Origin of the sequence: Anaerosphaera aminiphila DSM 21120 (genome assembly GCF_900129925.1) — a bacterium.
Classification (GTDB): Bacteria; Bacillota; Clostridia; order Tissierellales; family Peptoniphilaceae; genus Anaerosphaera; species Anaerosphaera aminiphila.
This window is the reverse complement of the sequence record NZ_FQXI01000025.1, coordinates 1-9970: the sequence shown is the minus strand read 5'-3', so window position 1 is coordinate 9970 and position 9970 is coordinate 1. Positions and strand designations below refer to the sequence as shown.

Here is a 9970-nt window from a genome sequence, read left to right as displayed (position 1 = left end):
AGATTTACCAACGGAAGAACGGAAGGATTTAACAATAAAATCAAAGTGATTAAACGAGTATCTTATGGATATCGTAATTTCGAGACCTTTAAGAAAAGGATTTTGTGGTGTTGCAGTTAATTTAAACAAAAAATTAGAATAAAAATTGAGGTAGGAAAAAACCTACCCCAACATTTGACAATGAACCATAAAAAATAGAGTTTGAAATTTCAAACTCTATTTTTTAACTTTATTTTTATGAATTAACAACGCTATACTTATATGACTTTCTACTTTCCAATTTATTTTTTCTCATTATTGATACAAAATTCCAAAGGGGAACTAAATAAAGGTAAAAGGAAGCCAATAGACATACCGTTGGCGCAGCTATAGCTGACATTGGGACTACTACTGCAATAGACCAAGGTACAAGTGCAGGAATTAACACTGCCGTATTTTCTAAGTAAATTGCCATATCACTTTCATCTTTTACAGTATCTTTGCAAAGTTGATGTGTAAGCATTATTGCCAGTGTTTGATTGCAGGATATCATTGACGCAAAAACGGCTGTAAAAAGTGTGCTCCCATAGGGGCTTATTTTTTTACTTAATTTAAAAATATTGTTTTTTAAACTTATTAAAAGTCCCGTTCCCTCAAAAAGTCCTGCATAGGAAGATGAAATACAGACAATTAACATTACATTTAACATTGATATAACTCCTCCACCATTTAACATTGCAGCTAAATTTGCATCTGTTGAATTGTATCCCATTGCCATAATTTTTAAAGTTTCAAAAATGCTATTTCCTTGAACTGCCACAGAAATTACAATTCCAATTGCAATACTACATAACATTGTAAGCTTTACGTCAATTTTAAATAGTGAAAACAGCAAAATTACAACAGCTGGTAAAACTGCAACCCAGTGTAAATTAAATCCACTGTTAAATACTTCTTGAATTTCCGTTACATCAATTTTCCCCTTAACTGTAAGCCCTAAAAAAATATATATTACACAAGTTAGTACAAAGGGAACTAGCGATGTCTTTGTCATTTCCTTTATATTTTCAAAGACGGAAGTCTCTGTTAAGCCACTTACTAAATTTGCACTTCCGGACATTGGAGAGCATCTATCTCCAAAATATATTCCCGATAAAATTGCTCCTCCCACATAAATGGGATTAATACCCATAGTTGTAGCCATGGTCATGCAAATAACCCCTATTGTTGCAGCAGTTCCAAAGGCAGTTCCTATTAACACTGAAACCGCACAGTTTAATAAAAATACCACTAAAATAAATGCAGCCGGAATTATTAGCCCTGAGGAGTAGTAAATAATAATAGGGATAGTTCCAGCCACTCGCCAAACAGCTGTAATCATTCCTATTAATAAAAATATCGTCAATATATTTTTAACTGTCTTTACTCCGGAAATGGACATTTTAAAAAGTTCACTTATGCTATTCTTCTTAATTAAACCATATGTAAAAAATATAAAATACCCTGTCAATAGTGCATAAACTATTGAAACATTTGATAATACACAAATAAATAAAACAATTGCAAATAACAGTATTGTAATAGTCTCTAACATTTCTCTCCTCCTAAATAAAGTATAGGATTTACCATTTCAATTGTCCAACTGTTCTTTGTGGTATATAATACAGTAAATATACTGTATTAGGAGTGGGATAGATGAATTTTTTAAGTATGAGTTATTTTACAACAGTTGCCAGAGAACGTAGCTTTACTAAAGCCGCAGAACAATTACATATTACTCAACAAACACTAAGTGCAAGTATTGCATCTATAGAAGAAGAATTAAACTGTAAGTTGTTTATTCGCCAAGTCCCACTTAAACTCACCTATGCAGGAGAGGTGTTTTTAAATTACACTACAGATTTTCAAAAAAAATACAATGCAATGACTCAAGAATTCTATGATATTTCAAATTCTCAAAAGGGCGTCTTAAAAATTGGAATTACATACACCAGAAGCCGTACTATTATGCCAAAGTTAATCTCTGAGTTTCAAAAAATATATCCAAATGTAGAAATTCAAATGATAGAAGATACAAATGACGTCTTGCACCAAATTTTACTTAAGGGAGAAATTGACCTTGCCATAGCAAACTTTCCCAAAAAACTGCCCGGAGTGGAACTTAAAGACTTCTATAGAGAAGAAGTTGTATTTGTAATTTCTAAAAAACTTCTGAAAAATTTATATGGAGCAAACTCCTCAGATATCATTACAAATCTTCAAGAGCACAATGACTTTTCACCACTGACAAATTGCCCTTTCCTACTAATCAGTAGAGAGGACGTCTCCGGCAGAATTGCCAGAGAGTTTCTATCTCAAACTATTTCTTCTCCAATAGTAAAAGCTCAATCAAGTAGCGTTGACACTATTTTAGAACTTTGTATTGAAAATGTTGGAGCTTGCTTTTTACCTGAAAAATTAATTCTATCATCTCTTAATCAGAGGGAAATAGACAATTTAGAAATCCTACACTTTCACAGAGATTCCAGTTATATGATACGCTTTGGCTGGTTAAAACAATCCTATTCTTGGAGCATGGTGTCAAATTTTATGGATTTAGCATATAAACTCTACACTTAAAAAGTCCTGTCTTTCAACAGGACTTTTATTTTATAGTTTTAAACTCTTCACACATTCATTTAATTTTTCTACTACCATTTCTATATCTTCATTAGTAGTCTTAGGAGAAATCGTACACATTCTTAACACTTTCATGCCCTTTATTTCAGTTGTCAATATAACTGCAAATCCACTACTTACAATACCGTGAGATATTTCTGTGTTAATTGTGTCTAACTCTTCTTCCGTCTTTTTATCACTGTAGTATCTAAACGTTAAAATGGCCTGTTCTCCAGGAGTTACAATTTGCCAATGGTCGTATTTTCTTAATTCACTTTCTGCTTTTTCGCCTATTTTAACACTGTGGTCAATTCTTCTTTCAACTTCATCTAAACCAAGTGTCTGTAAAGTTAACCACAATTTTACACTAAGTGCAGGTCGAGATAGTTCAGGTCCTAAATCCCAAGACTCAATTTGATCTTCACTGTGAGCATCTTTTAAATAAGACGGATTGTCACTAAAGCTCTTTAGAAGAGTTTTTTTATCTCTCACTAGAATCATTGCACAGGTATAGGTTTGAAATAGCCACTTGTGAGCATCCCAAGTTACACTGTTTGCAAGTTCTATTCCTCTTAATCTCTTTGAATAAGTGTCAGATAGTAATAGTGAACCTCCAAAGGCACCATCTACGTGAAACCACACATTTTGTCTTTGACAAACCTGTGCCAAATCAAATAGCGGATCTATAGTCCCCGTGTTAGTTGTTCCTGCAGAGCCTATTACCATAAAGGGAATAAGTCCGTTTTTTCTATCTTCTAAAATTAACTTTTCTAATTCTTCAGGTATCATCTTTAAATTTTCATCAGTTTTTACACTGCGTATTCTGCTGTCGGGAATTCCAACTATTCTAAGCCCCTTGTTTACACTGTGGTGAGCTTGATTTGAAATATAGGCAACGCCCTTATTTATATTGTCCATTTCAAGTTTGTCATCTCTTGCGGCAACTATGGCAGTTAAATTAGATAGAGATCCACCTGATACAAAAGTTCCTCCTGATTCCTTGCCAAATCCCACCTTCTCACATAAAAAATCTATTAATAAATTTTCTATTGAGGCGATAACTGGCGCTGAAAACCATCCGGCAGCATTTGGATTGTAAAGTGTAGTGAGAACATCTCCGATTTTTGATATTTCCTCTACTGGTGCCGGAATAAATGCAAAATCTCTAGGATGATCTCCAACTACTCTATATGGAAATACATCTCTATTTAAAAGGTCAATCATCTCATCTATTGAACGTCCTTCTTTTGGGAATTTTAAATTTGAAACTGCCTTGTAGTTTTCTTCACTTGCCTCTCTATAAGCTAAAGTGTCATTTAATTTTTCTTTTTCATAGTAGTCTTTAACTACTTCTACCATTTTTTCTTCAATTTCTCTATTGTTCATAACGCACCTTCTATATTTAATTTCAACAGTACTTCTTCCAAAAAATTAAAATACCATAATTAATTATAGTATTTTAATTTGCTATATTTAATTTATACTACTTACTTCTGCAATTGCTTCTAATTCCACATTGCATCCGTTGTTTAGTTCTCCCACAGGCAGTACAATTCTCGCCGGTCTGTGTTCTCCAAAAAATTCACTATACACTTTATTTACATCGTCCCAATACTCCATTGACGATAGGTAAATTTTACACATCACTACCTTTTCTTTAGGGCAGTTTGCTGATTTTAAAACACTTTCCAGCTTATTAAGTGCCATCCAAGCCTCTTCTTTTATTCCCTTCGGTGGAAAACCCGTAGTAGGATCTGCTGAAGTTTGTCCTGAAATATAAAGTGTTCCATTGCTTATTACACCTGGAGAATAGTGTCCTCTAGGTTTATTTTCATTGAAAACCTGTTTCATATGGAAATTCCCTCCAATTCTTTTATTTTGTCTATGCCGGTATTGCCTCCGGAAACTACAAAACAAATCTTTTCATCTCTTTTAACTTTTAACTCTCCTTGAAGTATAGCTCCTATTCCAATACATGAAGATGGTTCAGCTAAAATTTTACCTTCCATTAAAAGTAGCTTCATAGCCTTTAATAAATATTCATCTTTCACGCCTACGAATTCAGAAACTAAAGATGATACTATTGGATAGTTTTTTTCACCGGGTGTTGAAGTTAAAAGCGCATCAGCTTCAGATTTTTGCTCTTCTAACTGAACCCTCTCCCCTGCCTCTATACTCTTTGCATATCGCCTTAAATTATAGGGCTCAGCTCCAACTATTTTTACATCCGGAAGTTTTGATTTAACAGCAGTGGAAATTCCTGCAATTAAGCCCCCGCCTCCTATTGGAACTACTACAGTATCTACATCTTTAAGCTGTTCTACTATTTCAAGACCTATAGTTCCCTGTCCAGCCATAATGTCGTAGTCATTGTAAGGATGAATGTTTATGTACCCGTATTTTTCACTAAGCTCATTGGCAATTATATGGCGCTCACTTAATTTACATTGGATTACTTCTGCACCTAAGTCTTTTATTCCATCTACTTTAATTTGAGGTGCCGTGTCCGGAATTACAATTGTAGCTTTTACTCCCAAGAGTTTTGCTGCAAAGGCAACACCCTTCCCGTGATTTCCTGAAGAAGCTGCAACTACTCCTCTTTGAACTTCATCTTTTGGCATTGAAAGCATTTTATTTAATGCCCCTCTAATTTTAAAAGAATTTGTCCTCTGCATACACTCCGGTTTAATAAATACCTCACAACCTAAAATTTCACCTAAGTTCTGTGATGGAATTATTGGCGTCTTGTAAATATATGGCTCTATTCTCTTTTGCGCCATTAAAATACTATCTATATTTAACATATTATCCTCCTTTAAAACTGTTTCACTTTACTAAAAGTATAACACATTTCCATATAACAAAAAAACAGTCTGAATAAAAAATTCAAACTGTTTTAATTTATTTTACTTATTTCTTTCCCTTAATTTCAAATTTACTTCTTCTAATTCTTTTTTTTCTCTTAAGTAAAAGAAAGTCCACAATACAATAAATATTAATATAAATATTAGTGTTCCACTTACTATCCCCTCTTTAAAAGGAAACCAAGCACCGTAAGAAGATGCAAATAAAAATGTAACATAACTTATACTGAGATGTATTAAAACTTGAATGAATAAATTCAATCTTTCCGACGTATAAATAATTGTAGTGGCACCTACTATTATTCCCATTAAGAGAACACTTTTTATTTCCCTTTGCCCTGCAAAATCCAAGAAAAAAAACTTCATTATTAAAAATACAGTACTTGCTGTTCCCATTCCAATAAAAATTCCATTGATGATTTCTTTAGCAGATTTATTCATTTTCTTCCTCCTCTATTTTTTCAAATAACAGTTCTTTTAAATTCTTCCAATACCTTCGTGAAATAACTACACTTTTCCCAGTTCTAAGAATTGCACTCATATTTCCTGAAAATGTACTTTCTATTTTTCTTATATAATCAGTATTTACAACAGATGACTTTGTAATTTGAATAAATACTCCGGGATTTAAATCCTCTAAAATTTGATATAGTCTACCTTTTATCTTTATTATTTCTCCTGAAAGTAGATGTATTTCTAAATCAGAACCATAGATTTCTATATAAGTGATTTCTCTTGTAGGAATTCTTTCATATCCACTACCTGTAGGTATATTTAAAAATATATATTCTCCTTTAAAATCTCCTTCAAGTTTATTTAAAATTTTGTTTACTTTTATTTGAGAATTAGTTTTTATAATTATTTCAGTTTCTATATAGTCCTTGTGAACTTTCACTTCAAATTTCATAGCGACCTCCTCTTGTAAATTAAGTATACTGTAAACCTTTTTTAGAATAAAGCGCTTTTACATAAGAGGTCATTTTCTATACTCAAGTGACCCAAAATTAATTATTAACAAATATTTTTTAAAACAAAAAAACAGTCTGAATAAAAAATTCAAACTGTTTTAATTTATTTTCTTATAATTATTTATCAAAGCCTTGCATCTGTTCACAGTTCATATGAGAAATATCACAATATGGCATATTTTTACTTTCTCCACATCTGCAAAGTGTCATTCTGTTTCGAACTTCATAGACCTCTCCATCTGCTCCTTCCAGTTCTATTCCGCCCTTAACCCACAACGGCCCTCTCACTCCGGCAGCTGTATCTTGTATTGGACTGATTTCCTCTGGGAGCTTAGGTTCAATTACCTCTCCGTCTTTTGTAACTACAGTAAGTCTTCCCGCTGCACAGTCACATGCTTCTTGAATGGCAAGTTTCTTACTACTTGGGTCATCTGAATCCATAGTTGCCTGCCAAACGCCCTTACCTCTGTCACAAAATCTCATTGATGCACAAAGTTCTTCATTGTCGTATAGGTCAATTGTAGGTCCTTCAAAAACTTTGCACCCATCTACATAAGGCTCTTTACTTGCATATTCTTTTCCCTCAAATTCAATTTTCTCATGAGTTCCATCACAGTAGGGTTTATTGGAAGAGTGTCCACATCTACAAAGGTAGTAGCTCTCTTCGCCGCTTTCATACTCTCTGCCTTCTATCCACTTTTCACTGGTTCCTCTACTGTCTATACCTATTATTGCTTTTTTTAAAGGTATCCCTTTTGATACTTCATATGGTCCATTTGGAATAATTTTAATTTTCTTTTTCATATTACGTCCCCTTTAAATAAAAATTCATACCAACTGTATTTAATATTTTAAAATGCAGTCCAACCGCCATCTGCAACTACAACTGCTCCATTTACAAAGCTTGCCTCATCAGATGCTAAAAATAGCATTACATTTGCAATTTCCTCTGCTTTGCCAAGTACCGGAAGAACAGCTACTCCCTTATTTAGTTTCTCCATTACAGATTGATTTACTCCCTCTCCCGTTCCAAATACTTCTGTTGCAACAGATCCAGGCGCTACAGCATTGCATCTAATCCCATATTCTTGAAATTCAAATCCAATGTGTTTCGTCATTCCTATAACTGCATGCTTTGATGCCACATATGCCATTCCGCCTCTTCCTCCAAACAATCCTCCAACAGAAGCTGTGTTTACAATGCTTCCTGATTTTTGTTCAACCATGTGCGGTATAACTTCCCTAATCATTTTCATGACACCAGTCACATTTACATTTAAAATTTTATCCCAGAGTTCATCATCAATATCACTTGCTGTCTTCATTTTATCCAGTATTCCGGCATTATTAATAAGTACATCTACTCTATTATACTTAGTAATTGCCATTGCAACGACGCCCTTTATATCTTCGTCCTTTGAAACATCTCCAACATAGGGAATTATTTCTCCTGCAAAGTCCTTTGCCTCTCCTGCCAACTCATCCAGTCTTTCTTTTCTTCTGGCCATGGCAATTACCTTTGCACCTTCTTTTGCAAATCTAAGAGCTGTTGCTCTTCCTATTCCCGAACTGGCACCCGTCAGTATAACTATTTTATCTTCTAATCTCATTGTCTTCCTCCTTTTTAATATAACTGTATTAAAATAATTTACATTCTCATATTTTTGATACCCATTATATTACCTAGTAAAGCGTTAATATAAATACTCCCTATAATTTTAAATTTCCACTTGATTTTCATATCTTTAAATTATAATGTACAATAGTTAGTATATAATTTTTTAGAAAGGCAACTTCAATGGATACTTTTATTATAATTTTAAAGGGACTGATTGTTGGCAGTTCCATGCTAGTTCCAGGACTTAGCGGTAGTTCTATGGCTATTATTCTTGGAATCTACGACAAATTAATATCATCAGTTAGTTCCTTTATGAAACACAAGAGGTCCAGCTTTTTATTTTTAGCTCTCTTTTCCATTGGGGCTATTATTGGAATACTCTTATTCTCCAAGCCTATTTTAAGTTTACTGGAAAAGTATCCAATGCCAATGCACTATTTATTTATAGGAGCTGCAATCGGTAGCATTCCCCTAATTTTTAGACAAGCTAAGGCCAGTAGTATTTCCATTAAAACAGTTTGCTATATAGCAGTTGGAATATTAATAGTCCTTTTATTTTCCATATCTGTAAATAATATTAAAGACATTGATTTAAAAGCGGGATTTTTAAGTTCCCTACTACTTATTTTAGCTGGATTTATAATTGCCATTGCACTGGTGCTCCCCGGAATCAGCATATCTTATATGTTACTTCTAATAGGCCTTTACGATGAGACCATTAGAGCCATTACAGAATTTTACTTTCCATTTTTAGTACCCATTGGAATAGGCTTTATACTTGGTATAATTCTCACAACTAAGACATTGGAAAAACTTATGGACAAATATCCCGAGCCCACCTATTTAATAATTTTAGGATTTATACTGGGTTCTGTAGTTGAAATATTTCCCGGAGTGCCAAATTTAAGTAATATATTAATTTGTCTACTTACCCTTTCTCTTGGATTTGCTATAACTTACACTATCTCTAGAAAATAACTTTGCTTTGGTGGTATAATAAAAAATAATAAGTATTTTAAGTTTTGAAAGGAGTAATATTATGGAAGCGTATCAAAAAGTTTATAACTACTTAGAAGATATTGGAATTCCCTATGAAATCGTTGAACACCCTGCAGTATTTACTACTGAAGAAGCGGATAAATACATTGAGGGCAAAGAAGGCGTTCCAACAAAGACACTTTTTTTATGCAATCGCAAAAAAAGCAGATACTACTTAGTTATTATGGACGATAGAAAATCTCTTGATATGAAAAAACTTGGAGATATTCTTGATGAAAAAGGTATGAAATTTGGCTCCTCTGAAAAATTAATGGAAAAGTTATCCCTTTCACCTGGAGTTGTATCTATATTTGGCTTTTTAAATAATGACTCCCACGACATAAATATCTGTGTCGACAGAGAAATGTTAAAAGATAAGATTGTCACATTCCACCCAAATGACAACACAAAGACAATTTTTATCTCAACTGATGATATGTTTAAATTTTTAGATAGTTTAAATTATAAATATGAAATAATTGACTTATAATTAATTATTATTGAAAAATAGTAAAAGCAGTGCATCTAAAATATTTTAGATGCACTGCTTTTTTTAAATGCTGAATTGCAATAATTATTGCGACACTTACTCCAAATTATTTATCTCGTATAAAAATGCATCAAATGTTGTTCTAAATTCCAGACATTTTCTAGGTCTGGAATTTATTTTATATAATATTTTAATTAAACTTTCATTACTGATTTTCGATAAGTCGGTTTTCTTAGGATAGAATTCACGTAATAGCCCATTACTATTTTCATTCGTTCCCCTTTGCCAAGCACTGTAGGGATCTGCAAAGTAAAAATCTATTCCCAACTCTTCTTCTACATCTGTATAACATGCA

13 protein-coding genes are annotated in these 9970 nt (G+C 33.0%); 4 read left to right on the top strand and 9 right to left on the bottom strand.

All coding sequences use genetic code 11. The features are described from left to right. Positions 1–120, top strand: a 120-nt coding sequence (locus tag BUB47_RS09605) for a transposase (protein ID WP_143270646.1), incomplete at its 5' end; no start/stop codon positions are given. A 115-nt stretch (positions 121–235) separates the two neighbouring features. Here the strand turns inward: BUB47_RS09605 and BUB47_RS09600 are convergent. Next, complete coding sequence (locus tag BUB47_RS09600; RefSeq protein ID WP_073185761.1) at positions 236–1573, bottom strand: Na+/H+ antiporter NhaC family protein; 1338 nt, start codon at positions 1571–1573, stop codon at positions 236–238. Between the two features lie 101 nt (positions 1574–1674). Between BUB47_RS09600 and BUB47_RS09595 the strand changes: the two genes are divergently transcribed. Next, positions 1675–2598: a LysR family transcriptional regulator gene (locus BUB47_RS09595; RefSeq protein ID WP_073185759.1), complete on the top strand. Its 924-nt coding sequence runs from the start codon at positions 1675–1677 to the stop codon at positions 2596–2598. A gap of 30 nt (positions 2599–2628) precedes the next feature. Here BUB47_RS09595 and BUB47_RS09590 read toward each other — a convergent pair whose 3' ends face one another. The 7 genes from BUB47_RS09590 to BUB47_RS09560 form a co-directional block, all read right to left on the bottom strand. Next, positions 2629–4023, bottom strand: a complete 1395-nt coding sequence (locus tag BUB47_RS09590; RefSeq protein WP_073185757.1) for a pyridoxal phosphate-dependent decarboxylase family protein — start codon at positions 4021–4023, stop codon at positions 2629–2631. Between the two features lie 87 nt (positions 4024–4110). After that, complete coding sequence (locus BUB47_RS09585; protein WP_073185755.1) at positions 4111–4488, bottom strand: RidA family protein; 378 nt, start codon at positions 4486–4488, stop codon at positions 4111–4113. Continuing rightward, positions 4485–5441, bottom strand: a complete 957-nt coding sequence (locus tag BUB47_RS09580) for a threonine/serine dehydratase family protein (protein ID WP_073185753.1) — start codon at positions 5439–5441, stop codon at positions 4485–4487. The genes BUB47_RS09585 and BUB47_RS09580 overlap by 4 nt, the downstream gene beginning before the upstream one ends. Positions 5442–5543: 102 nt before the next feature. Then, positions 5544–5942: a DUF3021 domain-containing protein gene (locus BUB47_RS09575; RefSeq protein WP_073185752.1), complete on the bottom strand. Its 399-nt coding sequence runs from the start codon at positions 5940–5942 to the stop codon at positions 5544–5546. Next, a complete protein-coding gene (locus BUB47_RS09570; RefSeq protein ID WP_073185750.1) occupies positions 5935–6408 on the bottom strand; it encodes a LytTR family DNA-binding domain-containing protein in 474 nt (157 codons plus the stop codon). The genes BUB47_RS09575 and BUB47_RS09570 overlap by 8 nt, the downstream gene beginning before the upstream one ends. 178 nt (positions 6409–6586) lie before the next feature. Next, the gene (locus BUB47_RS09565) at positions 6587–7273 is read right to left on the bottom strand and encodes a CDGSH iron-sulfur domain-containing protein (RefSeq protein ID WP_073185748.1); all 687 of its coding nucleotides are present in this window, start codon (positions 7271–7273) and stop codon (positions 6587–6589) included. 47 nt (positions 7274–7320) lie between these two features. Beyond that, positions 7321–8079, bottom strand: a complete 759-nt coding sequence (locus BUB47_RS09560; RefSeq protein ID WP_073185747.1) for an SDR family NAD(P)-dependent oxidoreductase — start codon at positions 8077–8079, stop codon at positions 7321–7323. 188 nt (positions 8080–8267) lie between these two features. Between BUB47_RS09560 and BUB47_RS09555 the strand changes: the two genes are divergently transcribed. Then, on the top strand, positions 8268–9065 hold the full coding sequence (locus tag BUB47_RS09555) for a DUF368 domain-containing protein (RefSeq protein WP_073185745.1): 798 nt from the start codon (positions 8268–8270) through the stop codon (positions 9063–9065). 61 nt (positions 9066–9126) lie between these two features. Beyond that, positions 9127–9615 (top strand): prolyl-tRNA synthetase associated domain-containing protein, encoded by a 489-nt coding sequence (locus tag BUB47_RS09550; protein ID WP_073185743.1) that lies wholly within the window; start codon positions 9127–9129, stop codon positions 9613–9615. A 96-nt stretch (positions 9616–9711) separates the two neighbouring features. Here BUB47_RS09550 and BUB47_RS09545 read toward each other — a convergent pair. Further along, a partial coding sequence (locus BUB47_RS09545) for an IS30 family transposase (protein ID WP_143270645.1) occupies positions 9712–9970 on the bottom strand: 259 nt, incomplete at its 5' end.

Coding starts and splice junctions, on each gene's coding strand:
- BUB47_RS09600 (WP_073185761.1), bottom strand. CDS start 1,573: ATGTTAGAGACTATTACAATACTGTTATTTGCAATTGTTTTATTTATT.
- BUB47_RS09595 (WP_073185759.1), top strand. CDS start 1,675: ATGAATTTTTTAAGTATGAGTTATTTTACAACAGTTGCCAGAGAACGT.
- BUB47_RS09590 (WP_073185757.1), bottom strand. CDS start 4,023: ATGAACAATAGAGAAATTGAAGAAAAAATGGTAGAAGTAGTTAAAGAC.
- BUB47_RS09585 (WP_073185755.1), bottom strand. CDS start 4,488: ATGAAACAGGTTTTCAATGAAAATAAACCTAGAGGACACTATTCTCCA.
- BUB47_RS09580 (WP_073185753.1), bottom strand. CDS start 5,441: ATGTTAAATATAGATAGTATTTTAATGGCGCAAAAGAGAATAGAGCCA.
- BUB47_RS09575 (WP_073185752.1), bottom strand. CDS start 5,942: ATGAATAAATCTGCTAAAGAAATCATCAATGGAATTTTTATTGGAATG.
- BUB47_RS09570 (WP_073185750.1), bottom strand. CDS start 6,408: ATGAAATTTGAAGTGAAAGTTCACAAGGACTATATAGAAACTGAAATA.
- BUB47_RS09565 (WP_073185748.1), bottom strand. CDS start 7,273: ATGAAAAAGAAAATTAAAATTATTCCAAATGGACCATATGAAGTATCA.
- BUB47_RS09560 (WP_073185747.1), bottom strand. CDS start 8,079: ATGAGATTAGAAGATAAAATAGTTATACTGACGGGTGCCAGTTCGGGA.
- BUB47_RS09555 (WP_073185745.1), top strand. CDS start 8,268: ATGGATACTTTTATTATAATTTTAAAGGGACTGATTGTTGGCAGTTCC.
- BUB47_RS09550 (WP_073185743.1), top strand. CDS start 9,127: ATGGAAGCGTATCAAAAAGTTTATAACTACTTAGAAGATATTGGAATT.